This window comes from Mesorhizobium sp. BR1-1-6, from assembly GCF_020165355.1.
In the GTDB taxonomy this organism is placed as follows: domain Bacteria; phylum Pseudomonadota; class Alphaproteobacteria; order Rhizobiales; family Rhizobiaceae; genus Mesorhizobium.
Genome location: NZ_JAIUHZ010000017.1, coordinates 26,600 through 50,794 on the forward strand (window position 1 = coordinate 26,600; position 24,195 = coordinate 50,794).

Genomic DNA, 24,195 nt, shown 5'->3' on the forward strand with positions numbered 1-24,195 from the left:
ACATGAAGATCGGACTTGGCCTCTATCGCGATTCGCTGACGCCGGAGAATTTCCGTTTTGCCCGGCAGGCCGGCGCAACGCATGTCGTTGCGCATCTCACCAACTATTTTCGCGGCCGCGATCCCTCGCTGTCGGCCGGCACCGAAACGGATGGCTGGGGCGATTGTTCGACGGATGGATTGTGGAGCTACGAGGATTTCACCGGACTGGTGAAAACCGTACGCGACAACGGCCTGGAGATCGCCGGCATCGAAAACCTGTCGCCGCGCTTCTGGTCCGACGTGCTGCTCGGCGGCCCCGATCGGTCGAGGCAGCTCGACGGCCTCAAGCGCCTGGTGCGTGACGCCGGCCGGGCCGGCATTCCCTGCATAGGCTACAACTTCTCGATCGCGGGCGTGTGGGGCTGGCAGCGCGGGCCATTCGCGCGCGGCGACGCCATGTCCGTGGGGCTCGATTTGTCCAATATCGATCCCGACCTGCCGCTGCCCGACGGAGTGGTCTGGAATATGCGCTACCGGCCGGGCCGAGCCGGCGCCGCGCCTGTCAGGGTCTCGCAAGAAGAACTGTGGGAACGGCTTGGCGTCTTTCTGCGCGAAATCGTACCGGTGGCCGAAGAGGCCGGCGTCGTGATGGCTGCGCATCCGGACGATCCACCCGCCGAGGCGCTGCGCGGCACGGCGCGCCTCGTCAACCGGCCGCAGAAATATGATCGGCTGATGGATATCGTCGACTCGCCCGCCAACGGGCTGGAGCTCTGCCTCGGCTCGCTGCAGGAGATGCCGCAGACCGAGGAGATCTACAGCCATGTGCGCCGTTTCGCGCGGCGTGGCCGCATCGGCTATATCCATTTCCGCAATGTGCGGGGCAAAGTGCCGAAATATCACGAAACCTTCGTCGACGACGGCGACATCGACATGGCCGAGATCGTGCGCATTCTGCGCGACGAGAATTATCAAGGCGTCATGATACCCGATCACACGCCTGAGATGGCCTGCGACGCGCCATGGCACGCCGGCAAGGCCTTCGCATTGGGCTACATGCGCGCACTGGTGCAGAACGCCGACGCGCTAGGCCCGGTACGAAGCCGGGCACCCGACATGGCAGCGGAGTGAATAGGGGACGCACGACTGACATTTTTCGAGCCCGAAGGCGCCGCAAAAGCCCGCTTTCGATGGAGAGCGGGCTTTTGTTAGTCGGCTCGGTTCCTAACTCAGGATAGCGACGATCTCATATGAGTTCGGATCGACAATAACAATCCTGCCATCGGCCAGGAGGAAATATTCATAGCTCTCATAGGCAGGAACGATTTCGACGATCCGGTGCGGAAGTCGATGCAGCCGCACCTTCTGCTTCGGCACTTTCACGCCGACCGAAATGTCCACGTCGAGGTTCGAGACCGGTTCCACCTTCGTCTCGCGGATGACGTTGGTGATTTCGGTCTTCTGCTCGACGGATATATTGTTGATTGAAGCGGTTGAACTCTGGTCGGTAGTCGTACCGGCCTTGCCCTGCGCTTGCTGATCGGTAGTCGTACCGGCCTTGCCCTGCGCCTGCTGGTCGGTCGTCATACCGGCCTTGCCCTGCGCTTGCTGATCGGTCGTCGTACCGGCCTTGCCCTGCGCTTGCTGACCGGTAGTCGTACCGGCCTTGCCCTGCGCCTGCTCGTCGGTCTTCATGCGGGGCTTGCCTTGCGCCTGCTGATCGGTCTTCACGCCCGCCTTGCCTTGCGCCTGCTCGTCGGTCTTCGCTCCGGCTTTGCCTTGCGCCTGCTCGTCGGTCTTCATGCCGGCCTTGCCTTGCGCCTGCTCGTCGGTCTTCATGCCGGCCTTGCCTTGCGCCTGCTCATCGGTCTTCATGCCGGCCTTGCCTTGCGCCTGCTCGTCGGTCTTTACGCCCGCCTTGCCCTGCGCCTGCTCATCGGTCTTCGCTCCGGCTTTGCCTTGCGCCTGCTCGTCGGTCTTCATGCCGGCCTTGCCTTGCGTCTGCTGCTCGGTGCTGCCGCCCTTCTGGCAATTGGCCGAGCCGGCTGCGCAAGTGTCTGCCCCACCCGATTGGGCCGCTTCGCCCGACTGCTGCTGGGTCTGCGCGATTGCCGCCCCACATCCGAGGGTAAGCGCTAACATGCTGGTGATCAGAGTGGTTCTCATGGGAAATCTCCTAGGATGGCAGTCCCTTCGCGGCAAAACTTTGCCACCCCGTGATTGTTCCACCGAAGGCTAATATATTCCGGAGCGGATGGAACTGCCGGCATTTTGCGAAGTTCGGCGCATGGGGCGCACCTGCCGAAACGCCGGTGGCGTCGTCGGCTTGGCGCCCTGCCCAACATCTGATGGAGACAGAAGTGGAAAAATATCTACTGGGAACGGCAGTGGGCATCCTGTTTCTTGCGGGGGCCGGAGCGGCCGCGGCGCAAGATGTGGTCATCCAGCCGGAGCAAGAAACCGTTATCAAGGAGTATGTGAAGAAGCAGCCGCTGGCCTCGGTCCAACTGCCCGGTGTGGAACTCAATGTCGGATCCACCGTGCCTGATACGGTCGAACTTCATGAAGTTCCCGATGTGAAATACCGCTACGTCGTGGTCGACAATCGAACAGTTCTGGTCGACCCGGAAACCCGGAAAATCGTCCAGGTCCTTCAATGACCGCATGTTCCAAAGCGCCCGCCCCGGCATGCGTCGAGGCGGGCGACCTGTGTCAGGTTTCTGTTTTCATGCATGTCTTTGTTCCAAACCGAGGCGTTTTGGGCGACATGCATGAGCATGGCTACGACTGCAGGTCAAATGCGATGTTGCGATGCTTTTGAATTGCTGAGCTGGCAACAATGTCCGCCAGTTCTTTGTCGGAGAGAGTGCATTCTGGCAGTTCGTAACGGATGGCTGACACCGCCTGCGCCGTGGAAATTGGCCATTCGAGATTTCTGCGGGAATTGATGTAGTGATCGATGGCCCGGATCAGTTCCTTCGAGGTCATATCGATCACAGGCATCGGTTCCTCCTCCTTATTTCCCCGTTTTTCTCACTGTGTTGACGGACACCGAAACCTGCCATCACAATTGTTAAAACGGCAGACGAAAAAGATGTCGATTCAGGAAAATAGGGGCTGGCGGTGGCTTTGGAGTTCACCTCCGCTGCATCGGTGGAAATATAACTGGGAGTGCAGCGGGTTGCGGTGTAGTGTCCCAAGTGATGGCCGCTGCAAAGGGAGAGCTCTTGCACCATGGACGGGGAAGCGGCGAAATCAGCCTTTCTGGGCGGGATTCGCGTTTTGATCGTGGAAGACGAATATTTTCTCGCCGATGACCTGCGTAAGGCTCTCGTCACACAAGGGGCGATAGTGCTCGGCCCGGTCGCCACGGTCGAGCCCGCAATCGAATTGCTGAACAGCGGTCAATGCGATTTTGCGATTCTCGATATCAACTTGCGCGGCGAGCAGACATTCGAGATTGCCCGCGAGTCGTTGGCGAAAGGCGTTCCGATCGCCTTCGCCACCGGCTATGATCAGACGGCCATTCCAGCAGAGCTCGGCGGGATCAGGCGATTTGAAAAGCCTCTGGAATTCGGCAGCATTGTCGAGTTCGTTGCCGCGACGGCACACGATACGCGATGAACGAGAGAAGCGAGCCGGCGGTTGGCCTGAGAGCGAAGACCGCGCGGCACCCGCTTATCCGCAAGCTGTCCAATTTCACGGTCCTGTCCGTGGAAGAATGCGACGCCATCGAGAGCGCGACAACAAAGGTCGCCGAATTCGCCGCCGGCGATGACGTCATCCAAAGGGGCGACCGGACAGGCGGGGTCAACCTGCTGCTCGAAGGATTTGCCTGCCGCTACAAGATTCTCGAAGACGGTCGGCGACAGATCCTTGCCTATTTGGTGCCGGGCGACCTTTGCGATCTTCACGTGTTCCTGCTGCGGCGCATGGACCACTCGATCGGTGCTCTCAGCCGCTCCAAGGTTGCGGCGATCCCGCAGAGCGCCATCCTCGGCTTCACCAACAGCTATCCCAATCTTACGCGTGCGCTCTGGTGGACCACGCTGCTCGACGAGGCGATCACCCGCGAGTGGGTCGTCAACATCGGCCAGCGGACTGCTTATGAACGGATGGCGCACCTTTTTTGCGAGCTGTTTCACAGGCTTCACGCAATTGGTGAAACGGCCGGCAAGAGCTATACCCTACCGGTAACCCAGGCGACCCTGGGCGATACGCTCGGTCTTTCGAACGTGCACATCAACCGTACGCTTCAGGATCTCAGGCGCGACGGCCTCATTTCGTTCAACAACGGCACCGTAACGATTAAGAATTTGGCGAAACTGGAGGCGGCGGCCTTTTTCAATCCTGACTACCTTCATCTGTTGGACGTCAGGGAGCCTTTCGCATGACCAGGCACGGGCTCATCGAGTGGAGCGCAAAATGAAACTTCAGAGGGAACCTGGCCGGCTTCTGCCGGTTCGGCGTGACCGGAAGCGGTAGCGAGCGATGGCCAAGCGCGATTTGATCGGCGGATCGGCAGGTACGATCGATCCGCTGGGGAGTTGGCCGCTGCGATCGCCCTCCATATTTCTACCGACAGCGGCGGCATTAATGCTCCTGCCGGCTCGACGGTATCATTTTCGCCGGCTGAAAACCGCGCGCGGCGGCACGAAAGCCAATTCTGGGCGCGTGAACGCGAGCCAAAGGCCGACGAGACGATGCGCTTGGCACCGCGCATGATCGAGGAACGGTTGAAAGACTGACAGGTGGCTGGAAAAAGACCTCCCAAGAAAGACGTCACGGGTACATTCTCCCGTCCGCAAGGTGTGTCCGCCGAAGAACGCGATGCTTCCGCGTCGATGCGGCTCAGCCATGTCGATGAACAGATGGACGAACGTGACGATCATATCGCCCGGCTCGAAGCCGAACTCCAGGTCACACGCGACCGCCTCCAGGCGACGAAGGCATTTGCCGCCGAATTGCAGCACCGCGTTCGCAACACGTTGAGCATTGTCCGTTCGATCGCTCGCCGGTCGGTTGAAAACAGCGACAATGTCGAGGACTACGCCTTTCACCTCGAGGGCCGCATCAATGCGCTTGCACGCACGCACAATGTGCTGATGCGATCGGCCTCGGCCACCGTGCAGCTTGACATGCTTGTCCTTGACGAGCTTGCGTCCCAAGGCGGCCGGACGGAAGATCAGTTCACCATAGATGGCCCGGATATTTCCTTGTCCGGAAAGACGGCGGAGACCTTGGGCCTGGCGTTCCACGAACTCGCCACCAACTCGATGAAATATGGCGCGCTGTCGGCAGCCGACAAATCAATCAGCGTAAGCTGGAAAGTGGGTGGCACGCCCGCCAGACAGGAGCTGAAGATCCGCTGGATCGAGGACCTGCATGGTCCGGCAGCAATACCTGCGCGACGCGGCTTCGGATCCGAGCTGATCGAAAAGGTGGTGCCCTATGAGATCGGCGGAGCTGGCTCGCTGCGCTTCACCGATGCCGAGGTGATCTGCACGATGGATATCCCCCTCTCGAACGAAATTCACCCCAGCAGGAGCCTGGAGGAGCCGCCCGACGATCTCCAGCATTGAACACCGACACTCCTGCGCCGAAGGGCGGCCGGGGCCAGGAGCGTGGCGTTGGAAGGGGCTGACCCAGCACCGACCGAGGTGACGCAACGGCCCCGGGGTTCGCCGAGCTGCCGCGCACCGGCCTTGAAATTCTCAAAATGATGGAACTTCAGCGACAACAAAGAGTTCGGAGCGCGGCGACGGCGAGCGCGCTGTCGTGATCTCGCGACTCACCTTGAAGCGGGAGGAACCTGGATCAACAGGAGCTGACCATGAAGTCCCATACACTCGAACAACTACACGCAATCGCGGAAGTTGATACGGTGTGCCCGACAATGACGCGGAACCAACGCCTGGAGCGCTGGGCAAGTCTTCTTGAGCGTCATCCTGAACGGCGCCTCGGAGCGCTTCCGGGCACCGAATATATGAGCCCCGACATGCGCGAAAACGCCTACTGCGTGCAATCCCCCATCAGCGTCGCGTTCGAAGATCCGATACTGCGGGCGCAGGGTCTGGAAGGCGACACCTATGGAGAGGCAAAGCGCTTTTTCGAACTGTCCAACTGGCAGTTGCACAACATCGTCTGTGATTGCCACGTCGGTGCGACCATGAAAGCCGGGTGGGTCGCCGTTCGCGTGCGCGCCGCCATGGGCGAAGGTTTCAATATCTTCGCCAGGCTCAGGGCGCTGCTCGGACGTTGACCCAGACGCCATCTCGAATGCGTCGACGGAATGACAGTCGGTCGACGCATTTTTCCTCCTTGGCGGCAATTGACGTCGCTTCAGGAGCTCCGAGGCTCCGACCCGCTGCCGATGGTCGGATCGGGCACTACCGGACCGCGCTCGGCTTCCGATCCTTCCGCCTCTATTTCCTGCACGGCCTGGTCCCAATGCTCCTGCTCTCGGCCCTGCGGGCGGCCTTCGCGCTCCCAGATCTCGTAGGCTCGTCGCTTTATGAGTTCTTCCTTGTCCATTGGAAACTCCTCCTGCGTGCCCCAATCTCCGGCAGGCCGCTTTGTTCCCTCCGGAAACAAAGGCAACGCTTTTGGAGCGATCCGGACTAGCCGCACCGGAGCGACACGGAACCCTTGGGGGATTAGGCCGTTTCCGAGCATCGGCGCAGTGGTGGATGACTTGGGAATGCCCGCCGCTCGAACTCTTGGCGACGAACACGCCAATGATGTGCGTGGGCCATGCCTTGCCGCCCCGTGTGGCCTCGGCCAATCAAAGCCCTTGCAGCGGGACCCCAAAGGGTGGGCGCGGCGCAAATATTGGGCTTGAGATCATGACTATTGTCTTTTCGGATCGTAGCGAGGCAGGACGCGTTCTCGCTGATAAGCTCGGCCACTTCGCAGCGCGCGATGATGTCACCGTGCTGGCGCTGCCGCGCGGCGGCGTGCCTGTCGCCTACGAAGTCGCACAGGCATTGAAGGCACCGCTCGACGTTTTCGTCGTGCGCAAGCTCGGCGTTCCCGGTTACGAAGAGTTGGCCATGGGCGCAATCGCGACCTCCGGCGTACGCGTCCTGAACGACGAGATCGTGGAAGGCCTCGCTGTGCCGGCGCACGTCATCGATGCGGTCACTGCCAGCGAGGAGAGGGAGCTTTTACGCCGCGAGCACCTCTATCGCGGCGAGCGGGTACCGCTCCTTGTGGAGGATCGAATCGTCATTCTCGTGGACGATGGGCTCGCCACTGGGTCGACCATGCGCGCGGCGGTCAGGGCGCTGCGCGAAAAGCGGCCTGCCCGTATAGTTGCGGCCGTTCCGGTCGGCAGTCCCGACACGTGCGAGGCGATGGAGAGCGAGGCAGACGAGGTCGTCTGTGCGACGACGCCGCAGCCGCTCATCGGCGTCGGGCGCTGGTATGAAGACTTCTCCCAAACCAGCGACGACGAGGTCCGCGCCCTTCTCGCCAAGGCGGGGCGACCAACCGCACCGTCCGGCCGCGATGCGCCGCAGAATACGGCAAACCGATTGCACAAGCACGTCGTTCGGCTCTCCGGAGACGCGCGAGACTACGACGAGCTCTTGGCGGCGATCGGCGAGGCGCGCTTTGTGTTGCTCGGTGAAGCTTCGCACGGCACACACGAATTCTATGAGGAGCGCGCGCGGATCACGCGGCGGCTGATCGAGGAGCAGGGTTTTGCCGCCGTCGCTGTCGAAGCCGACTGGCCCGACACATACCGGGTCAACCGCTATGTTCAGGGAACAGGCGGGGATATCGACGCCGAAGAGGCGCTCGCCGATTTCCGACGCTTCCCGACCTGGATGTGGCGGAACAGGGTCGTCGTCGATTTTGTCGAATGGCTGCGCCGGCACAATGAAGCGCCCGGCAAGGGCAATCCGAAAGTCGGGTTCTATGGGCTCGACCTCTATGCCCTGCATGGCGCGATGAAGGCGGTGCTGCGCTATCTCGAAAAGGCCGACCCGGCCGCGGCGGAGATCGCGCGTCGCCGCTATGCCTGTTTCGATCATTTCGGCCCTGACCCGCAGGCTTATGGCTTCATAGCCGGCAATGAGGTCGACAAATCTTGCCAGGAGGCTGTGGTCGCACAGCTGGTCGAGATGCTGAAGCGGCGCCCGGCGAAGGCCGAGCCACGCGAAGGCGCCATCGCGGACGAACTCTTCGCGGCGCAGCAAAACGCCCGCCTGGTGAAGAATGCGGAGGCCTATTATCGCGCCATGTTCCTGGCGCCCGAATCGACCTGGAACCTGCGTGATCGGCACATGGCCGACACGTTCGACGCTCTCACCGCTCATCTCGGCCGGCTCGGGCGATCGCCGAAGATCGTGGTTTGGGCGCATAACTCCCATCTCGGCGACGCCAGGGCGACAGACAGGAGCCTGCATGGCGAGATCAACCTCGGACAGCTTATCCGCGAAAAGCATCAGCGCGACGCCTTCCTCGTCGGCTTCACGACGTATCAAGGAACGGTGACGGCGGCATCGAACTGGGACGGCCCGGCGGAGCGCAAGGTTGTCCGGCCTGCCCTAGCGCGCAGCTATGAGGCGCTGCTGCATGCAGTCCCGGCTGATCGCTTCCAGCTGGATCTGCGCGGCGACGGCGAAGCCCTGCCGCGACGGCTCCTGGAGCGCGCGATCGGCGTCATCTACCGGCCTGAGACCGAACGGGCCAGCCACTACTTCCATGCCGACCTTGCCGCGCAATTCGACATGCTGCTGCATTTCGACGAGACGCGGGCGGTTGAGCCGCTGGAGCGCAGCTCGCAATGGGACGCCGGTGAGCTCGCGGAGACCTATCCGTTCGGGGTTTAGGGACCGATCCAGTTGAGATGGAGATCGCCATGGTCTCAGTCCTGAAGCCAAACGAGAAGGCCGTGCAGGTTCCCGCCGGCGGCGCAATGCTCGCGGGCAACCTGTCGCTGCCGCAGGAAGCCCGTGGGCTCGTCCTCTTCGCTCACGGCAGCGGCAGCAGCCGGCACAGCCCGCGCAACCGCTATGTGGCCGGACGGTTGAACGAGGCGGAACTCGCCACGTTGCTCATCGACCTGTTGACGACCGAAGAGGAGCGTATCGACCAGATTACCGCCGAGTTGCGGTTCGACATCCGCTTGCTCGCCGATCGACTGGTTCAGGTTACCGACTGGCTGCACATGTCCGAGGAAACGTCGGCGCTGCGCGTCGGTTATTTCGGCGCGAGCACAGGGGCTGCCGCGGCGCTGATGGCTGCGGCAGAGCGCCCGGATCGAGCGGCCGCCGTCGTCTCGCGCGGCGGGCGTCCGGATCTTGCGGCACCTGCCCTGCCCCGCGTCCGGGCACCAACGCTGCTCGTGGTCGGCGGCGCAGACACGCAGGTGATCGCGCTCAACCGTTCGGCGTTCGCGGCGCTGCGGTGTGAAAAGGAGCTCGCCATCGTTCCGGCTGCGACGCACCTGTTCGAGGAGCCCGGCGCGATGGAAGAAGTGGCGGACCTCGCGATCCAATGGTTCCTGCGCCAACTGCCCGCGTGACGCCGGCGCCAACGCCTCATCAGAGAGCCAGATCGATTGGGTCGTCGGCGCGTCAAAAATCATTCCGCGGAGGAGTTCCATGACAGTCAGGGTTCTGCAATTTCTCGCCATTGTCATTTCGGCCCTCGCGCTCATCCCGGCAGGGGCCCATCTCGCCGCTCTTCCCAACAAGATATCTCTGCCGCAGCCGGAATATTTCACCGTCCAAGGCATCTATTACGGATGGGCGATCCTCGGGTTGCTCTGGCCTGCCGCGCTGATCGTGAACGCATTGTTGGCGATCTCCGTGCGCTCACAGGCTTGGCCCTTTTGGCTCGCCCTGCTTGCGGCGCTGTGTTTCGCGATCATGCTCGCGATCTTCGTTGTCTGGACGCTCCCTGCCAACCAGGCGACGCAGAACTGGACGACAGTTCCCGCAAACTGGGAAGCGCTCAGGCAGCAATGGGAATATTCCCATGCGGCAAATACTGCGATTGTATTTGCCGCGCTCTGTCTCGCGACGCTGTCGGCGCTCTCGTGGCGTCCGGCCGGCCCGTAGATCCTCGCCGGAGAAAGTCTCTTTTCCTCCGGATCATTCGCGCCATCGATGCGTTAGGTTTTCTGGAGGTCGCGACGTCGCACCGCCATCTGTCCCGCTGTATCCAACGAGGAGAAAGCGATGCCGGATAAGAAAACCATCGAGAAAGCGAAAAAAGACAAGCGCGAAGGCAAATCGCCCACCACGCAGGCCGGCGAATTCGTGCATTACGAGATCGAGAAGGTCCGTCGCGGCAAGCACGGCGCGCGCTCGACCAAGCAGGCGATCGCCATCGGTCTTTCGGAGGCGCGCCGCGCAGGCGTCGACCTGCCTCCGCCCAAGAAACGAAGCGTCAAGGAGAGCACCCGCAAGAGCGCCGAATACGCCTATGAAGTTGGCCAGGGCGAACGTAAGCCAAAACGCAGCCCCAAGGTCTCGAAGGCCGTTTCCGAGGTTCTCGAGCACGAGCCGAAGAACACGGCATCCCATGAGGCGCTTTCAAGACAGACCAAGCAGGCGGCGTCGCGCCGGACGGCCGAGGAGCGCTCGGCCGCAGCCAAGAAAGCCTCGGAGACGAAGGGCACTGCAGGCCGGTCCGCCGCCGCACGCAAGGCGGTCCGCACCAAAGGTGCTGCCGGAAGAAAGAAAGTAGCGCAGAAGGCCGCCAGCACGCGTGCGGGCCGAACTTAGAAGGTCGAAAACCCGCTACGCACTCTCTCCAGCCGGCTGGTGAGAGGTAGCTGGACCGCAGCCAGCGTCAAGCGATGCGCACTATGTCGGCTGGGACAGTGCGATCGTGTGAGATACGGCCGTCCTTGTCTTTGTCTCGATCCGGCGGGAACAACGGCCCGTGTTCAAGGTTATGGAAAGCTACACCGGTGGTGGAGCTTTCATGACAACCTTAGGGAGACGAAAACATGGCGACTGCGAAGAAGGCGGCGACGAAAGGGCTGGAAGCCCTGTTCCTCGACGGGCTGAAGGATATTTATTACGCCGAAAAGAAAATACTAAAGGCGCTGCCCAAGATGGCCAAGGGTGCCGAGTCCGAGGAGGTCGCGGCGGCGTTCGAGAAACATCGCGTGGAAACCGAAGGCCAGGTCGACCGCCTCGAACAGGTGTTCGACCTGATGGACAAGCCAGCCCGCGGCAAGACCTGTCCGGCAATCGACGGCATTCTCGAAGAGGGGTCGGAGATTCTCGACGACTATAAGGGCGACCCAGCATTGGATGCAGGACTGGTCGGAGCGGCACAGGCGGTCGAGCACTATGAAATCGCACGCTACGGCACGTTGATCGCGTGGGCTGAACAGCTTGGCAAGAGCGACGCGGTCAAGCTCCTCAACGAGACGCTCAAAGAGGAAGTGGCAACCGATGAAGCGCTTACAGGCTTAGGCGAAGGCGGGGTCAATGAGCGGGCTCTTGAGAAAGCCGCTTAGCCGCGGGGCAGCCCGGCGCTAAGCGCCCGGCAGCCTTCCTGTCCAGAGCGGGGTGCATTCGAGTTGAACTGCGGGTCCTGCTCTGGATTTGGCTGCCGGGACCTCGACAAAACAGGTTGTTAAAATCACCGAACCTTACAGGAGGATCCGCGCAATGCCGGAAGACCTGTCTCGCGAGGAAGAGCAACGCGGTACCGGAAAGCTCATCACCTGGGGTGTCGTGATCGCCGCCGTGTTTTTTATTGGCCTCTTGGCCATATTCGTCCTCAAGCCGCTTATGACGGGATCTTAGAATCCTTTCGAGCCGCAGCGCGCTTAGCCGCGCCGGAACGTGCTCGCAAGCAATTCGATGGCCGCAAACAATTCCAGCACGCTTTGCGAGGCGGCGGTGATGCGATCGAATGTTCCCCCAAAGGAGTGCGAACCATGCCCCTGACGCTCAGCAGCCCCGCCTTTGCCGACGGCGGAGAGATCCCCGAAGCCTATACTCGTGACGGCAAGAACGTATCTCCGCCTCTGAAGTGGGCCGGGGTACCGGACGGCACAAAGAGCCTCGTCCTTGTCGTCCAGGATCCCGACGCGCCGAGCGGAATGTTCGGCCATTGGGGGGTGTTCAACATTTCGCCGGAGGTGCAGGAGTTGCCCGAAGCGGAAAGCGGCAGACCGGGTCCACAGGCCCTCAGGCAAGCGCGGGACGATTTCGGCAACGCCTATTACGACGGCCCTGAACCGCCTGCGGGCCACGGTGTCCATCACTACCACTTCCGGCTGGCGGCGCTCGACACGCCGAACCTTGCTATCCCCGCAAGCACGGGCGTGGAGCGTATCTGGCAGGAGGCGCAAAAACATTTGCTGGAGCAGGCAGAACTCGTCGGAACCTACGAACGTGGCCGGTAATTGAAGGCAGATTGATCCGGGCGCCGTCGTCCACGCGCGGAACGGTTCTTCTCCTTGCCGGTTGTGAGGGAAAGGAGACGTCCCATGTTTGAAAGCGTCATGTGGTTGATCGTCGTCGCCGGCGGGCCATTGTTGCTGCTCGTGTTGCTGGCCTACGTCATTGTCACCCGACGTCGCCGCGGTCCCGCAGAACGCAGAGAAAGCGATCGAGCCACCGATCGGCTCTATCATCAGGACAAGGATTGATTGTAGCTACTGTGGCCCACAGCAAACTCGATCAGCGGTCCAAACATCCCTCGCACATGTCCCGAAGATCAAATTTCGGGCGAGGCACCCACGCCGGCCTGGCTGCAAAGTGCCCCGCCGCCCTGGCAGGCTTGTTCTTCAGGGCCGGTTTATTGCCCTGCCGCCGTCGCGCTCAGGGACATAGTCGCCCGCGTTGACGTCAAAGCCGGTCCAGCCATCCGCCTCGTAAGCCCTACGGCGTTCCATCACGTCAACCGAGCTGGACTGACCCAGAATGTCCTCGGCTTCCGGAACAAGCCCATCGTCCACCTTGGCCGTCACCAGCGTACCGCCACGACGTACGCCCTCTGCATAGACATTTGCATCGTTTTCGGAAACGCCCGAATCCGTCAGAGCGCCAATGATACCGCCCGCCGCACCACCAGCCACCGCGCCGGCAACCGCCCCGGTGGCGGTAGCGGCAAGCCATCCGGCCGCAACCACAGGTCCGACGCCCGGAACGGCCATGACGCCCAACCCTGTCAGCAAACCGCCGGCGCCACCGACCACGGCCCCTATCCCTGCACCGCTCGCGGCATCTTCAGCGGCTTCGGAACGATCTCTCTCGTACCAGCCATCCGAGTTGTTGGCGATGATGCTGATATCGGAATGTGGCACTCCGGACGCTTCCAGTTCGCCGACCGCGTCGGCTGCGTCGTCATAGTTGTCGAACAGTGCAGTTACGGTTTTCATTTTGATATCTCCTGATCGGGCTCATTTGCTGTCGGCGACGACGTTGCCCTGATAGTCGAGCCCGACGGCGACACTTTGGCCTGACTTGGTCGCCTGGCCGCGCCAGATGCCTTGATCGTCCTTGGCAAGCTTCGACACATTGGAATAGCCGGCATCCTCGATGCGGCTCTTTGCCTGGGTCTCGGTGAAACTGTTTGCGCCGGGCACCAGGGCCGCGGCATTGGGCGTGTTCGTGGTTTTCACAGCGGGCGTTGTCGCTCCCGTGATGGAGTCCTGGCCGGCGGCGATCTTTTCGATCATCTGCCGATGCATCTTCAACGTATCGACCGTCTGCTGGGCGAACGTCTTGAGGGCCGCGTTGTCGCCGTCGCGGGCGTAGCTTTCAAACAGATTGACGGCATCGGCGTGCGCCTTGCGCTGCATGTCCACATAGGCCGGATCGATTGGCGGCTGTGCGTTCTGGAGCTTATCCAGATCCGCCTGGTGCTGCGCATCGAGCGCCGTCGGCATCTTCAACTTCTGTTCGCCGGCAATTGTTTCCAGCTTGGCGTTGGCCGCGCCGTGGTCCCGGATCATCGTCTGCGCGAAATTCTTGATGCTTTGATCCTGGGCCTTGTCCTGGGCAATCTTGCTTGAGTCGACTTCGAACTTGCCGCCGACGGCGGCCTTGTCGACGAAATCCTGGGCGCTGTCGGCAGCAGCCAAAGCAGGCATTGCGATAAGCATGGAAGCAGCGGCGAGCGAGGCAAGAAGGTGTCGCGTTTTCATTGGCTTTGTCCTTGTCGATGCGCGAACTTACGATGCGCCCTAACAAGCCAGGATGGGCTTTGTTCCGGCGCCGTGCGATGCGCTGCAAGCGCCTTCGGACAGGCCCCACAGCCGGCCAGGAGACCTTCAACATCGGGACCGCGGCGCGGAACAAATCGGCGGCTGCGAGATTTGATTTTAAATGCGACCCATGAGCGTCAATCTGTCGACCGAGCGAACTTGCCGAATTGGGTTCCGAGGAGAGTTCATGGCCAAGATTTCAAATTCCACACCTGCCGCAGCCAGGGGAGAAGTTCAGGCTGGAGCCACACGGGACAAAACGCCCGGATTCGATCCTGCAGTTGCCCCGTTCGAGACCGACGCCGAGGCGGCGGACACGCAGAACCCGGTCACTGAAGCAGGTCCGCAGCGTTCTCTCCGGCCAAAATTCGAAAACGATGCCAGCTTCGCCAACGCGATGCGGCCGGTGGAGAACGAGCCCCAACTGCAGCCCCGCAGCAACTGGCCGCTAATGATGATTGCGGCCGTCGTGCTGATAGCGGCCGCGGTGTTCCTGGCAGCCAGCCTGCTGCGGTAAGGCGCATCATCCTGAGTGCAGACAGCATCAGACAACCCTTGGCTGAGTTCGAGCACTTTCGCGCGGCCGTCCGCCTGGGTCGTCATCGATCCTGCCTCCCTCGTGGATGAAATTCGGGGGCGCCCTTCATGCCGGAAAGTTCCGTTGTCGAACACAGCAGCCGCGGCCGTGCAGGATCGGAGATGTCGAGCTTGTCCCAGGGAATACGGTACAGGCCGTCGCGACGGCGCAACCGGAAGAAATCCAGCACCGCCGTGCCGATGGTCGAGGCCGAGAGACGCTCGAAAGCGGCGTAGATACCGACATGGAATTCGGTAACGACGAAGTCGTCGCCGGCCGGTTCGGCTCGTATCTCCTCGATATAGCCGATGCTTTCGCCTTGCCGCGAGAGAACGCGTCGTCCGGCCAGATGCTCGAGGTTGACGGTGGACATCATCAAGCTCCCGGAATGCGTCCGATGACATGGTCGCGCAGCCAGTCCTGCCAGGCGAAGATCGAGGTTTCGCGCACATCGATATCGAACTGGATGTCGACGCCTATGTCCTGGACCTTCTTCCAGGCGATCCGGTGCGGCTTGCGATGGCGTTTGCCGCCCCACGCTGCCGCGAGTTGCGTCATCCAACGCCCTGGCCGTACGCCCAGTCGACGCGCCAAGGTGACGGAGCCGAGCTCGACCGCGATGATCCTCGGCGGCTTGCCCGGCCGCAACTCCGCCACCAGCCCGTCGATCTTGCCGATCTTGACCTGCTCGCGGTCGACGATCTGCTTGTCGAGGATGTCGCGCAGCAAATCCATCACGTGCCTCCGAATATCTGCAGGGGAATGGTCACCACGGCGAGCACGAAACCAAGCCCGATGATGAAGATCACCGCGGCATTCGAGACAATGCCGTTGCGGTGCTCGCCGACATAGCGCTTGTCGTTCAGCAGGAAAAGGAAAGGAATTACCGTCAGCGGCAGGCTGGCGGCGGTCAGCGCCATGGAAAAAATGGTGAGCTTCAGCGGATCGAGCCCAAGCATGATGGGGATGGCGGCCAGAAACAATGATACCGTGTAGACGGCACTGAAGCCAGGATCGTCGCGTGGCTTGAGGTTTTCGCCCCAGTTCCATCCAAACCCTTGCGCCACCAGATAAGCCTGTTGCAGCCCAACCTCGAGTGCGGCGCCGAAGCAAGCGATGGCGAGCGAGGCAACGAACAGGACGAACCCCCAGAAGCCGAATATCGGGATCAGCATCAACGGTAATTGATGATAGTCGTCGACCTGATCGATGCCGTGCGTTGCAAGCACGAGCGCGGCCACCATCAAGACGCCGATCGAAATGGTGCCGCCAAAGGCCATGCCCAGTCCGGCGATGGCCCGATTGGTTCCGAGATAGCTTCTGTCCCACTGGTCCTCGATCGCCCCCGAGGAATAGAACATGAACAGGTAAGGCGATATCGAAGCGCCAAGGATGCTGACCGCCATGAACCAGTAACTCGCCGCATCATGGGTCGGCAGTGTAGGCACCGCGCCGGACGCGACAGCTGTCCAATCGGGCTTCAGCATCACCGCTGCGACCACGAAGCACAGCGTCACGAGGCCGAGTATCGACACGCCTTTCTCGATCAGCCCGAACGTGCCTTTCCACAGCAACAGCCATGCCACCAAAGCCACGGGTAAAGCCCACCATTGGAAGCCAATGCCGGTGGCAAGTTCGAGCGCGATGGCAACACCACCGATCTCGGCGGACAGCACCATGAAATTGACCAGCAGGGCGGCAAGCAATGGCCATAGCGAAACGTTGAAGCCAAATCGTTCCCGGATCCCGTCAGAGATCGTGTGATGGCTCACGGCGGCAAACCGGCCGGCCATCTCGACCAGAAAAATGATGCAGATGGTGCCGAGAACCACCGCCCAGATCAGCTGAAACCCGAAGGTCGCACCTGCCTGGGCTGCCGTCGCCATCGATCCGACTTCCAGGAAGCCGCCAACACTGGTGACGATGCCCAGCGATATTTCCAGGAGCTTCTTCATGGCTTCGGCGCGAAATATCTGAAGTAAGCGGCGGCCAGGGAGCGCGTGGCCGTCCGAATATCTTCTTGAGCCTCCTGCACTTGCGGGCGGCGGTCCGCTTGCACTCCCGCCTGGGCGCGGTTCACCGCGATCGACAGGTCCTTGACCGCCTCCGCCAACGCAGCCTGCTCGGCAGGTTCAGCCGTAGTGGCCGATCGGATCTTCGCGTCGATATCGGCCAGTGTCGTGCCGGCCGATTGCAGCGTGCGCGAAGCATATTTGGAAGGGGCAGCTCCCGCCGCCCAGGCATCAAGCGTCATTGATACGGTCTGCGCCGTCGAGGCGGCAGTTCGGGATTGCTGTTCGATCTGGTCCGAGGACGAGCACGCGGTCGAAATGGCCATGAGCAACAGCAGGCATGCGCTGTTGCGGCCAAGGCAACGACCGCTAAGAATTAGATCCGGCGTTGGACCCGCCACACGAATGACCTCCCCCACCAACGAAAACCATGTTCGGCGTAAGTTTTGATCTAGCGCGCCCGCCCTCCCCGTCAACCGAGGCTACGATCGAGCCCAGCACGGAGTGCAAGCCTGTCGGCCGCGGCAGGTGCCAAGCGGCAGCGACGGGGACCAGCTCGAGCGGAACAAAGGATCGGCAATCGGATTAACGAGGAGGCGGGCGGTTCGACTTCCATCCTGATCGCCGCGCCGCCCGAACGATCGACTGGCAGGGAAGGACCCCTCGATGCCCCGTCTCATTGCCTGGATAGCCATCGTGGTGATTGTGCTTGTCGCGGCTTGGATATGGTTCGGGCGCGATACATCGGGCAGCGGGGGCGGCAGCCAGCCGGCGCCTCACGCGATAGACCAGAACGGGTAGTTCAGCCTGGATGATCCTGCTCGGCGGCGCTCCGGGTGCGCTCGGCTTTGTACTCGTGGATCAGGCCCAGAATCTGAGCCTTGACCGTCTCGCGCGCCTCAGGTTGGACGAAAGGCATCAGCCGTTCGACAATTTCGCCGACCGTCTGCGGGAGATCCGCGGCGGAATCGGTGAGCTGGCTGCCATGTTCGTAGACATTGTCCGTCAATTTCTTGTCGAGGTCGGAAAGAAATCCCATCGTCGCACTCCCCATCGCTGCCGTGCCCGCTCTCTCAATGGCTCGCCCGACAGAAATGTTCCGCACAACGATCCTGGCATTGCAGACCGGCTGGATATCCGACGCCGGCGGCTGGAGGGGTGCTGCCGCGCGATCCGTGTCAACGCCATGTCGTCTGGCCCGGATCTCCTCGCCTGGCCTTCGACGGGATCAGTTTCCCGGCGTTGGCCCGCAATCCCCTGACGAGCTCTTCCAGATAGGGAAGCAGTTCGAACAGCAGGATCACGGCCATCACGCAGGCAATGTAGATCACCGGCAGCTGCTGCGATTTCCAGACAAGTTCGAAGCGCGCGGTTTCCGTCCCTGCCCCGAACAAGGCGAGGAACTGTCCCCAGTGGAGGGAAATGACGCTGACCAGCCCCATCAGCGGGATCATCTCGAGGAAGCTGTGAACGTGCTGCTCGATCGGCGTGACGGTGCGGGCGGTGGTGGCGTAGCTGACGTCCCACATCGCTGTCGCCTCGTGGACGAGGAAGGTAACGATCATGACGAGAATGATGAGAGCATTCACGTCAAGAAACATGGCGGCCAGCAAAGGTATTCCGACCTCGGCGAACATCAGAAGGTGGATCAACGACTCCTTGGCGCCTGTCGTCGATTCGATGTGAGAGGCGCGATGGCAGAGCCAGTCGGCAAATCCGGCGGCCAACCAGACCGGCAGCAGGAAATACATCAGGATCAGCACGGTAGGATCTGACAGCATGACATCCTTTCGCGCGGGATCCCGTTCGAGGTCGCTACTGCTGCCCCGGCATTTCGGTGTTTTCCTGGGGATTTTTCCGGACACCCGCGGCTGGCGAAGTATCCGTCGGCGCGTTACCGCCCCGGTTCTGTTCAGGCGCCCGCTTCAGTGGCGAGGTATGCCAGCCCATGTCGGCATAGAGAAAGCCTATGAGGAAGCCGATGATGATGATGGCGGCTATCACGAGCGAAAGCACTGCATTGCGTCGCACCATTGCCAGGCTCCCTTCCCAAGCCGATCCCAAGCCGAACAGCCGATCACGAAAATAGTTCCACGACCGGCCGCGATCGCTCCTCGGTCGCGTCGGCTTCGACCCGCAAGATTCGACCCCAACACTGCACGGAGCCGCGGGAACAATCGGTGACGGGCGAGGTTCGGTATGGTTCTTCAAGGACGATCTCGATGAAACCTGCCGTAACCGACCGTATCGAAACAAAAAAATACAACCATCCCACGGGCGGATGGGGATCCCTGAGGTCATTGGTCCGCAAGGCATACGGCGAAGGCCTGCTGATGTCGGGCATATGGAGCACGCTGCTCAAGCAGAACAAGGCCGATGGCTACATGTGCGTTTCCTGTTCATGGGCCAAGCCGGCCGATCCGCGGCCCTTCGAGTTCTGCGAAAATGGCGCGAAGGCGACCATGTGGGATCAGACGAAGCTGCGTTGCGGCCCCGATTTCTTCGCACGACATACGGTCACCGAACTGCTCGACTGGCCGGATCGTGAGCTCGAAAAACAGGGCAGGCTTACCGATCCCCTGCGCTACAATGCCGTCACCGACCGCTATGAACCGGTTTCCTGGGATGACGCATTCCTCGAGATCGGCATGGAGCTTCGGCGGCTCGATCCGAAATCGGTCGTCTTCTACACATCCGGCCGGGCCTCGCTGGAGGCTTCGTTCATGTATCAGCTCTTTGCGCGTATCTATGGCTCATCGAACCTGCCCGATTCTTCCAACATGTGCCACGAATCGACCTCGGTCGGGCTGCCCGAATCGATCGGCTCGCCGGTTGGAACCGTGCAGCTCGAGGACTTCTCCCAGTGCGACATGATGTTCTTTTTTGGCCACAACACCGGGGTGACGGCGCCGCGGCTGCTGCATCCGCTGCAAGAGGCTCGTCAACGCGGGGTGCCGGTGTTCACCTTCAATCCCTTGCCGGAAAGGGGGCTGAAGCGCTTCAAGAATCCGCAAGATCCCCTTGAGATGCTGTCGCCGGGGCCCGGCACGAAGATGTCCAGCGACTTCTTCCAGGTCCGCAGCGGCGGCGATATCGCCGCCATGACCGGCATCGCCAAGGCGGTGCTGGCGCTCGACGACGCGGCACGGGAACACGGGAATCCGCGCGTCCTCGACGTCGATTTCATTGCCGAGCACACGGATGGTTTTGCCGAATTCGAGGCTTACCTGCGGGCAGCCAGGTGGGACGAAGTCGTCAGGCGCTCGGGAATAGCGCAGGCGGATCTCGAACATGTTGCCGAGGTCTACAGCCGCTCCAATGCGGTGATCGGCAATTACGGCATGGGTTTGACACAGCACCGGCACGGTACCGAGAACGTCCAGATGCTATGCAACCTGCTGCTCATGCGCGGCAACATGGGAAAGCCCGGCGCCGGCATTTCACCGCTGCGCGGCCATTCCAATGTCCAGGGCCAGCGCACTGTCGGCATATCCGAAAAGCCCGAGCTCGTCCCGCTCGACAAGTTCGCCCGGTTCTATGATTTCGAGCCGCCACGCGAGAAGGGTCTCGACACGGTCGAGGCCTGCGAGGGCGTCATCGCCGGCTCGGTGAACGGCTTCATCGGGCTCGGCGGCAATTTCGTTCGCGCCGTTCCCGAAACCGGCCTGATCGAGAAAGCATGGCGTCGGCTTGGGCTGCATGTCGAAGTCGCCACCAAGCTCAACCGCAGCCATCTCCTGCCAGGGGCGGTGACCTATCTGCTGCCCTGCCTGTCGCGGCTGGAAAGGGACCATCAGGCGAGCGGCGACCAGACCGTTTCAATGGAGGACTCCACCGCCTGTATCCACGGCTCCTTCGGTTCGCGTCCGCCGGCTTCACCGCATCTGCTTTCCGAACCGAAGATCGTGGCGGAACTGGCCAAGGCCACCGTATCGGGGGTGAGTTCGATCCCGTGGGATAAATGGGTCGGCGATTATTCCCTTATCCGCGATGAGATCGAGCGTTGTTACCCGCAGCATTTTCGTGAGTTCAACAAGCGGTTCCTGACGCCGGGAGGCTTTCACCGGGACATCAAGGCTTCGAAACGGGTCTGGGAGACGCCGAACAAGAAAGCCAATTTCAAGCTGCCGACGACGCTTGAAACAGACCCGGATATTGATGTTTCGGGTCACAATGTGCTGACGCTGATAACGGTGCGCTCCAATGACCAGTTCAATACCACCGTCTATGGGTACAATGACAGATTGCGCGGCATCCACGGCACACGCATGGTCCTGTTGATGAACGAGGCCGACATTCAGCGGTTCGGATTGAGCGCCGGGCAGGAAATCGATCTGGAAACCCATGCCGACGATGGCGTGGAGCGGCGGGTTCGAGGTTTGCGCATCACCCCCTACTCCGTGCCCGAAGGCAACTGCGCCGGTTATTATCCGGAACTCAATCCCCTGGTTCCTCTGTGGCACCGGGCCAAGAAGGCTCACGTTCCAGCCGTCAAATCGGTACCCGTCAGAATTGTTGCCAGGGAACCCGAAACGAGAAGCTCGGCGCGCCACTAAAGCAATTCCAGGAAAGTGTGTATGCTTTCTCGGGAAGAGCACGTAGCGCTTTCCCTTGGGATTGCGCGAAAACAAAGACGTAGAGCTCTCGCCATTTCCGTGAAACGGTGAAATGCTCCACCGCTGTTCCCCAGCCGGCAACGCCAGGCCGGTAGCTAGCCGCCAGCCGGCTTAGGGGATGCCGGCTGGGCCGGTTGGGTGCCTTGCTGATCTCCGCCGGTGGTGGTTTGTGGGGTGGGGTTCGTGTCGGTTGTGGGGTTTTTGTCGACCGGCTGACTGTTCGTATCCGCTTTGGATTTGTCGGGATCGGGATTGTTGCACCCGGCCAGACAAACCAGTGCCAGCATCAGCAACACGGCTCTCATATCGATACTCCTTCGGTGGGAGATGGCGAAGCAGCCTGCCAAGCTTCCATCCGGTCGAATCGCACCGAAAGCCCCTGCCTGGCCGCGCTTCTGGCCAACATGCGATCCAGTTCGGCATCTTCGATCGGGCTGCGCATCACCTCACGAATGGCCCTGCAAGCCAACTCCGTCGACACGAAATCATATCGCCTGCTCCTGGTCAGCACATATTGCTCGACCAGCATTTTCACACGCCGGAGCGCGATCTTATCAGCATGTTGCATCATGTTCCTCCTGCACGCGCCGAACTGCGGGACCATCCGCTTGTTCCCGCCCGAATTCCGAAAATCCATCGCCCGGCCAAGAGCAGAAGTCAGACTCCCGACAGGCGCCGACCGGACGATACCGATCCACGGAACAATCATCTCCTCTGCTGGTTCGGCCGGCACGACGGAGGAAATCATGACGGATGCAAAACTCGCAGTGGTCACCGGCGCCTCGAGCGGCATAGGCAAGGAACTTGCGAAACTCTGCGCGAAGGACGGCTACGATCTCGTCGTTGCGGCTGATGAACCCGCAATCCAGCAGGCCGCCGAGGCACTCGGCTCACATAATATCGCAGTCGAAGCCGTCGAGGCCGATCTCGCGATCGTCGAAGGCGTGGATCGGCTGATCTCCCGAATTGGCGAGCGTGACATCGACCTGCTGTTTCTCAACGCTGGACGCGGGCTCGGCAATGGCTTCGTCGACCAGGACTGGGGGAAGATCCGGCGCATCATCGACACCAATATCACCGGAACGGTGTATCTCGCGCATGAACTCGGCGCCAAGATGGCTCGCCGCGGGCGCGGGCGCATTCTTTTCACCGGGTCGATCGCCGGTTTCATGCCCGGGACTTTCCAAGCCGTCTACAACGGCACCAAGGCATTCATCGATTCCTTCGCGATCGCCTTGCGTCACGAATTGCAGGACACCGGCGTCACGGTGACCGTGTTGATGCCCGGCGCCACGCAGACACGCTTCTTCGAACGCGCCGAGATGATGGACACCAAGGTCGGCACCGACGAGAAGGACAATCCGGCCGACGTTGCCAAGGCCGGCTACGAAGCGATGATGACTGGCGAAGAACAGGTGGTCAGCGGCTGGAAGAACAAGCTGCAGGTCGCCGCTGCGCATGTCACGCCAGCGGGTACGCTGGCCGAACAGCACCGCGAGATGGCTGCGCCGGACTCGGCGTCCCAGGACTGACCGGCGGCATCTTCGGCGCCACGCACGAGAAACGCGCGTCTCACCAATGAAACGCACCCTCGAAACTCAGGAGCAACATCGTGAAAGCCCTTACATGGCACGGCAAAGGCGACATACGCTGCGACCAAGTGGCCGATCCCGTCATCGAGGATGACCGCGACGTGATCATCAAGGTTACCTGCTGCGCCATATGCGGCTCCGACCTCCACCTGATGAACGGTTACATGCCGACGATGAAATCGGGCGACGTGCTTGGCCACGAGACGATGGGCGAAGTGGTGGAGGTTGGTCAGGGCCATTCGAAGTTCAAGAAGGGTGACCGGGTGGTGGTGCCGTTCAACATTTCCTGCGGCGAGTGCTGGTTTTGCCAGAACGGGCTGTTTTCGCTTTGCGACCGCTCGAATCCCAACGCAAAACAGGCCGCCGAAGCGATGGGGCAATCGCCGGCCGGCCTTTTCGGATATTCGCATCTTGTCGGCGGCTATTGGGGCGGACAAGCGGAATATCTGCGGGTTCCGTTCGCCGATGTCGGTCCGATTAAGGTGCCGGAGGGAATGGAAGATGAACAGGTGCTGTTTCTCTCCGACATCTTCCCGACCGGGTACATGGCGGCAGAGAACGCCGGCATCGAGCCGGGCGATACGGTCGCGATATGGGGTTGCGGCCCGGTTGGCCAATTCGCCATCCAGAGCGCGTGGATGCTCGGCGCCGGCCGCGTCATCGCCATCGACAAGGTGCCGGAGCGGCTGGCCATGGCGCGTGAACACGGCAAAGCAGAGACGCTCGACTTCAGCAATTCCAATATCTACGACGCACTGATGGCGATGACCGACGGCCGCGGCCCGGATCGCTGCATCGACTGCGTCGGCACTGAATCCGACCCCGGCGCCAGCGCCGACGCCATGCTCGACAAGGTGAAGGCCGCCGTCTATCTCGGCACCGATCGGCCGCATGTGCTGCGAGAGGCGATCTATTGCTGCCGCAAGGGCGGCACCATCTCGGTTCCCGGCGTCTATATCGGCCTGGTCGATCACATCCCGTTCGGCGCCGCGATGAACAAGGGGCTGACCTTCCGAATGGGCCAAACCCATACCCAGCGCTATCTCGAACCACTTCTGGCCAAGGTCCAGAATGGCGAGATCGACCCGTCTTTCGTCATCACCCACAGAGCCGAGCTCGAAGCCGGGCCGGACCTCTACAAGACCTTCCGAGACAAGCAGGATGGTTGCATCAAGGTGGTTATGCGGCCGCATGGCTGAGATGTCGCAATTCCAGAGGCAAGAGCTGTC

31 protein-coding genes are annotated in these 24,195 nt (G+C 61.4%); 19 read left to right on the forward strand and 12 right to left on the reverse strand.

Annotated elements, in window-relative coordinates; genetic code table 11:
- Positions 1-2 precede the first annotated feature (2 nt).
- Positions 3-1,112, forward strand: a complete 1,110-nt coding sequence (locus LB545_RS24205) for a mannonate dehydratase (RefSeq protein WP_140515229.1) — start codon at positions 3-5, stop codon at positions 1,110-1,112.
- Between the two features lie 93 nt (positions 1,113-1,205).
- Here LB545_RS24205 and LB545_RS24210 read toward each other — a convergent pair whose 3' ends face one another.
- Positions 1,206-2,147 carry a DUF1236 domain-containing protein gene (locus LB545_RS24210; protein WP_140728045.1) on the reverse strand — a complete coding sequence of 314 codons (942 nt, stop codon included), beginning with the start codon at positions 2,145-2,147 and terminating at the stop codon, positions 1,206-1,208.
- Between the two features lie 194 nt (positions 2,148-2,341).
- On the opposite strand from LB545_RS24210, the gene LB545_RS24215 reads away from it, so the two are divergent.
- Positions 2,342-2,641, forward strand: coding sequence for a DUF1236 domain-containing protein (locus LB545_RS24215; protein WP_224519082.1), 300 nt, complete (start codon positions 2,342-2,344; stop codon positions 2,639-2,641).
- Between the two features lie 121 nt (positions 2,642-2,762).
- Here LB545_RS24215 and LB545_RS24220 read toward each other — a convergent pair whose 3' ends face one another.
- Entirely contained in the window at positions 2,763-2,984 is a 222-nt protein-coding gene (locus LB545_RS24220) for a hypothetical protein (RefSeq protein ID WP_140497477.1), read from the reverse strand.
- A gap of 231 nt (positions 2,985-3,215) precedes the next feature.
- On the opposite strand from LB545_RS24220, the gene LB545_RS24225 reads away from it, so the two are divergent.
- From LB545_RS24225 to LB545_RS24245, 5 genes are all read left to right on the forward strand, one after another.
- A complete protein-coding gene (locus tag LB545_RS24225) occupies positions 3,216-3,605 on the forward strand; it encodes a response regulator (protein WP_140497475.1) in 390 nt (129 codons plus the stop codon).
- Positions 3,602-4,375 (forward strand): Crp/Fnr family transcriptional regulator, encoded by a 774-nt coding sequence (locus LB545_RS24230; RefSeq protein WP_140685200.1) that lies wholly within the window; start codon positions 3,602-3,604, stop codon positions 4,373-4,375. The genes LB545_RS24225 and LB545_RS24230 overlap by 4 nt, the downstream gene beginning before the upstream one ends.
- Positions 4,376-4,528: 153 nt before the next feature.
- Positions 4,529-4,729 (forward strand): hypothetical protein, encoded by a 201-nt coding sequence (locus tag LB545_RS24235; RefSeq protein WP_140561652.1) that lies wholly within the window; start codon positions 4,529-4,531, stop codon positions 4,727-4,729.
- Between the two features lie 3 nt (positions 4,730-4,732).
- Positions 4,733-5,563 (forward strand): sensor histidine kinase, encoded by an 831-nt coding sequence (locus LB545_RS24240; RefSeq protein WP_140561654.1) that lies wholly within the window; start codon positions 4,733-4,735, stop codon positions 5,561-5,563.
- A gap of 251 nt (positions 5,564-5,814) precedes the next feature.
- Positions 5,815-6,243: a hypothetical protein gene (locus LB545_RS24245; protein WP_140515225.1), complete on the forward strand. Its 429-nt coding sequence runs from the start codon at positions 5,815-5,817 to the stop codon at positions 6,241-6,243.
- Positions 6,244-6,323: 80 nt separating this feature from the next.
- Here LB545_RS24245 and LB545_RS24250 read toward each other — a convergent pair whose 3' ends face one another.
- Positions 6,324-6,515: a DUF2934 domain-containing protein gene (locus tag LB545_RS24250; RefSeq protein ID WP_140553408.1), complete on the reverse strand. Its 192-nt coding sequence runs from the start codon at positions 6,513-6,515 to the stop codon at positions 6,324-6,326.
- 311 nt (positions 6,516-6,826) lie between these two features.
- Here LB545_RS24250 and LB545_RS24255 point away from each other — a divergent pair, with 311 nt between their 5' ends.
- The 8 genes from LB545_RS24255 to LB545_RS24290 all read left to right on the forward strand — a co-directional run bounded on the left by LB545_RS24255 (position 6,827) and on the right by LB545_RS24290 (position 12,609).
- Positions 6,827-8,818: an erythromycin esterase family protein gene (locus tag LB545_RS24255; RefSeq protein ID WP_224705964.1), complete on the forward strand. Its 1,992-nt coding sequence runs from the start codon at positions 6,827-6,829 to the stop codon at positions 8,816-8,818.
- A 29-nt stretch (positions 8,819-8,847) separates the two neighbouring features.
- Positions 8,848-9,513 carry a dienelactone hydrolase family protein gene (locus LB545_RS24260; protein ID WP_140878760.1) on the forward strand — a complete coding sequence of 222 codons (666 nt, stop codon included), beginning with the start codon at positions 8,848-8,850 and terminating at the stop codon, positions 9,511-9,513.
- 79 nt (positions 9,514-9,592) lie between these two features.
- On the forward strand, positions 9,593-10,051 hold the full coding sequence (locus LB545_RS24265) for a DUF1772 domain-containing protein (RefSeq protein ID WP_224705965.1): 459 nt from the start codon (positions 9,593-9,595) through the stop codon (positions 10,049-10,051).
- Between the two features lie 120 nt (positions 10,052-10,171).
- On the forward strand, positions 10,172-10,720 hold the full coding sequence (locus LB545_RS24270) for a DUF6496 domain-containing protein (protein WP_224705966.1): 549 nt from the start codon (positions 10,172-10,174) through the stop codon (positions 10,718-10,720).
- Positions 10,721-10,947: 227 nt separating this feature from the next.
- Positions 10,948-11,466: a ferritin-like domain-containing protein gene (locus LB545_RS24275; RefSeq protein ID WP_140497458.1), complete on the forward strand. Its 519-nt coding sequence runs from the start codon at positions 10,948-10,950 to the stop codon at positions 11,464-11,466.
- 154 nt (positions 11,467-11,620) lie between these two features.
- Positions 11,621-11,758 (forward strand): hypothetical protein, encoded by a 138-nt coding sequence (locus LB545_RS24280; protein ID WP_181167175.1) that lies wholly within the window; start codon positions 11,621-11,623, stop codon positions 11,756-11,758.
- Between the two features lie 134 nt (positions 11,759-11,892).
- Positions 11,893-12,363: a YbhB/YbcL family Raf kinase inhibitor-like protein gene (locus LB545_RS24285; RefSeq protein ID WP_224705967.1), complete on the forward strand. Its 471-nt coding sequence runs from the start codon at positions 11,893-11,895 to the stop codon at positions 12,361-12,363.
- Positions 12,364-12,447: 84 nt separating this feature from the next.
- Positions 12,448-12,609: a hypothetical protein gene (locus LB545_RS24290; protein WP_140497454.1), complete on the forward strand. Its 162-nt coding sequence runs from the start codon at positions 12,448-12,450 to the stop codon at positions 12,607-12,609.
- Between the two features lie 138 nt (positions 12,610-12,747).
- Here the strand turns inward: LB545_RS24290 and LB545_RS24295 are convergent, their stop codons facing one another.
- Complete coding sequence (locus LB545_RS24295) at positions 12,748-13,341, reverse strand: general stress protein (RefSeq protein ID WP_140497452.1); 594 nt, start codon at positions 13,339-13,341, stop codon at positions 12,748-12,750.
- Between the two features lie 21 nt (positions 13,342-13,362).
- Entirely contained in the window at positions 13,363-14,109 is a 747-nt protein-coding gene (locus LB545_RS24300) for a DUF4142 domain-containing protein (RefSeq protein WP_140525119.1), read from the reverse strand.
- A gap of 247 nt (positions 14,110-14,356) precedes the next feature.
- Between LB545_RS24300 and LB545_RS24305 the strand changes: the two genes are divergently transcribed.
- Positions 14,357-14,686, forward strand: coding sequence for a hypothetical protein (locus LB545_RS24305; RefSeq protein ID WP_140555667.1), 330 nt, complete (start codon positions 14,357-14,359; stop codon positions 14,684-14,686).
- Between the two features lie 82 nt (positions 14,687-14,768).
- Here the strand turns inward: LB545_RS24305 and LB545_RS24310 are convergent, their stop codons facing one another.
- The 7 genes from LB545_RS24310 to LB545_RS24340 form a co-directional block, all read right to left on the reverse strand.
- Positions 14,769-15,119: a hypothetical protein gene (locus LB545_RS24310; RefSeq protein WP_140497446.1), complete on the reverse strand. Its 351-nt coding sequence runs from the start codon at positions 15,117-15,119 to the stop codon at positions 14,769-14,771.
- A gap of 2 nt (positions 15,120-15,121) precedes the next feature.
- Entirely contained in the window at positions 15,122-15,481 is a 360-nt protein-coding gene (locus tag LB545_RS24315) for a hypothetical protein (protein WP_140515218.1), read from the reverse strand.
- The gene (locus LB545_RS24320; protein WP_224705968.1) at positions 15,481-16,701 is read right to left on the reverse strand and encodes an Nramp family divalent metal transporter; all 1,221 of its coding nucleotides are present in this window, start codon (positions 16,699-16,701) and stop codon (positions 15,481-15,483) included. The genes LB545_RS24315 and LB545_RS24320 overlap by 1 nt, the downstream gene beginning before the upstream one ends.
- Positions 16,698-17,084, reverse strand: a complete 387-nt coding sequence (locus LB545_RS24325; RefSeq protein WP_224705969.1) for a hypothetical protein — start codon at positions 17,082-17,084, stop codon at positions 16,698-16,700. The genes LB545_RS24320 and LB545_RS24325 overlap by 4 nt, the downstream gene beginning before the upstream one ends.
- A gap of 476 nt (positions 17,085-17,560) precedes the next feature.
- The gene (locus LB545_RS24330; RefSeq protein ID WP_140555670.1) at positions 17,561-17,797 is read right to left on the reverse strand and encodes a hypothetical protein; all 237 of its coding nucleotides are present in this window, start codon (positions 17,795-17,797) and stop codon (positions 17,561-17,563) included.
- Between the two features lie 139 nt (positions 17,798-17,936).
- Positions 17,937-18,539, reverse strand: coding sequence for a diguanylate cyclase (locus LB545_RS24335; RefSeq protein ID WP_224705970.1), 603 nt, complete (start codon positions 18,537-18,539; stop codon positions 17,937-17,939).
- Between the two features lie 34 nt (positions 18,540-18,573).
- Positions 18,574-18,792, reverse strand: coding sequence for a hypothetical protein (locus LB545_RS24340; protein ID WP_140497436.1), 219 nt, complete (start codon positions 18,790-18,792; stop codon positions 18,574-18,576).
- 188 nt (positions 18,793-18,980) lie between these two features.
- Between LB545_RS24340 and LB545_RS24345 the strand changes: the two genes are divergently transcribed.
- The 3 genes from LB545_RS24345 to LB545_RS24355 all read left to right on the forward strand — a co-directional run bounded on the left by LB545_RS24345 (position 18,981) and on the right by LB545_RS24355 (position 24,165).
- Complete coding sequence (locus tag LB545_RS24345) at positions 18,981-21,314, forward strand: FdhF/YdeP family oxidoreductase (RefSeq protein WP_140671945.1); 2,334 nt, start codon at positions 18,981-18,983, stop codon at positions 21,312-21,314.
- 806 nt (positions 21,315-22,120) lie between these two features.
- Positions 22,121-22,906: an SDR family NAD(P)-dependent oxidoreductase gene (locus LB545_RS24350; protein ID WP_140671947.1), complete on the forward strand. Its 786-nt coding sequence runs from the start codon at positions 22,121-22,123 to the stop codon at positions 22,904-22,906.
- An 80-nt stretch (positions 22,907-22,986) separates the two neighbouring features.
- The gene (locus tag LB545_RS24355; RefSeq protein WP_140497428.1) at positions 22,987-24,165 is read left to right on the forward strand and encodes a zinc-dependent alcohol dehydrogenase; all 1,179 of its coding nucleotides are present in this window, start codon (positions 22,987-22,989) and stop codon (positions 24,163-24,165) included.
- Positions 24,166-24,195 lie beyond the last annotated feature (30 nt).

Coding starts and splice junctions, on each gene's coding strand:
- LB545_RS24205 (WP_140515229.1), top strand. CDS start 3: ATGAAGATCGGACTTGGCCTCTATCGCGATTCGCTGACGCCGGAGAAT.
- LB545_RS24210 (WP_140728045.1), bottom strand. CDS start 2,147: ATGAGAACCACTCTGATCACCAGCATGTTAGCGCTTACCCTCGGATGT.
- LB545_RS24220 (WP_140497477.1), bottom strand. CDS start 2,984: ATGCCTGTGATCGATATGACCTCGAAGGAACTGATCCGGGCCATCGAT.
- LB545_RS24225 (WP_140497475.1), top strand. CDS start 3,216: ATGGACGGGGAAGCGGCGAAATCAGCCTTTCTGGGCGGGATTCGCGTT.
- LB545_RS24230 (WP_140685200.1), top strand. CDS start 3,602: ATGAACGAGAGAAGCGAGCCGGCGGTTGGCCTGAGAGCGAAGACCGCG.
- LB545_RS24245 (WP_140515225.1), top strand. CDS start 5,815: ATGAAGTCCCATACACTCGAACAACTACACGCAATCGCGGAAGTTGAT.
- LB545_RS24250 (WP_140553408.1), bottom strand. CDS start 6,515: ATGGACAAGGAAGAACTCATAAAGCGACGAGCCTACGAGATCTGGGAG.
- LB545_RS24255 (WP_224705964.1), top strand. CDS start 6,827: ATGACTATTGTCTTTTCGGATCGTAGCGAGGCAGGACGCGTTCTCGCT.
- LB545_RS24260 (WP_140878760.1), top strand. CDS start 8,848: ATGGTCTCAGTCCTGAAGCCAAACGAGAAGGCCGTGCAGGTTCCCGCC.
- LB545_RS24265 (WP_224705965.1), top strand. CDS start 9,593: ATGACAGTCAGGGTTCTGCAATTTCTCGCCATTGTCATTTCGGCCCTC.
- LB545_RS24270 (WP_224705966.1), top strand. CDS start 10,172: ATGCCGGATAAGAAAACCATCGAGAAAGCGAAAAAAGACAAGCGCGAA.
- LB545_RS24275 (WP_140497458.1), top strand. CDS start 10,948: ATGGCGACTGCGAAGAAGGCGGCGACGAAAGGGCTGGAAGCCCTGTTC.
- LB545_RS24280 (WP_181167175.1), top strand. CDS start 11,621: ATGCCGGAAGACCTGTCTCGCGAGGAAGAGCAACGCGGTACCGGAAAG.
- LB545_RS24285 (WP_224705967.1), top strand. CDS start 11,893: ATGCCCCTGACGCTCAGCAGCCCCGCCTTTGCCGACGGCGGAGAGATC.
- LB545_RS24290 (WP_140497454.1), top strand. CDS start 12,448: ATGTTTGAAAGCGTCATGTGGTTGATCGTCGTCGCCGGCGGGCCATTG.
- LB545_RS24295 (WP_140497452.1), bottom strand. CDS start 13,341: ATGAAAACCGTAACTGCACTGTTCGACAACTATGACGACGCAGCCGAC.
- LB545_RS24300 (WP_140525119.1), bottom strand. CDS start 14,109: ATGAAAACGCGACACCTTCTTGCCTCGCTCGCCGCTGCTTCCATGCTT.
- LB545_RS24305 (WP_140555667.1), top strand. CDS start 14,357: ATGGCCAAGATTTCAAATTCCACACCTGCCGCAGCCAGGGGAGAAGTT.
- LB545_RS24310 (WP_140497446.1), bottom strand. CDS start 15,119: ATGTCCACCGTCAACCTCGAGCATCTGGCCGGACGACGCGTTCTCTCG.
- LB545_RS24315 (WP_140515218.1), bottom strand. CDS start 15,481: ATGGATTTGCTGCGCGACATCCTCGACAAGCAGATCGTCGACCGCGAG.
- LB545_RS24320 (WP_224705968.1), bottom strand. CDS start 16,701: ATGAAGAAGCTCCTGGAAATATCGCTGGGCATCGTCACCAGTGTTGGC.
- LB545_RS24325 (WP_224705969.1), bottom strand. CDS start 17,084: ATGGCCATTTCGACCGCGTGCTCGTCCTCGGACCAGATCGAACAGCAA.
- LB545_RS24330 (WP_140555670.1), bottom strand. CDS start 17,797: ATGGGATTTCTTTCCGACCTCGACAAGAAATTGACGGACAATGTCTAC.
- LB545_RS24335 (WP_224705970.1), bottom strand. CDS start 18,539: ATGCTGTCAGATCCTACCGTGCTGATCCTGATGTATTTCCTGCTGCCG.
- LB545_RS24340 (WP_140497436.1), bottom strand. CDS start 18,792: ATGGTGCGACGCAATGCAGTGCTTTCGCTCGTGATAGCCGCCATCATC.
- LB545_RS24345 (WP_140671945.1), top strand. CDS start 18,981: ATGAAACCTGCCGTAACCGACCGTATCGAAACAAAAAAATACAACCAT.
- LB545_RS24350 (WP_140671947.1), top strand. CDS start 22,121: ATGACGGATGCAAAACTCGCAGTGGTCACCGGCGCCTCGAGCGGCATA.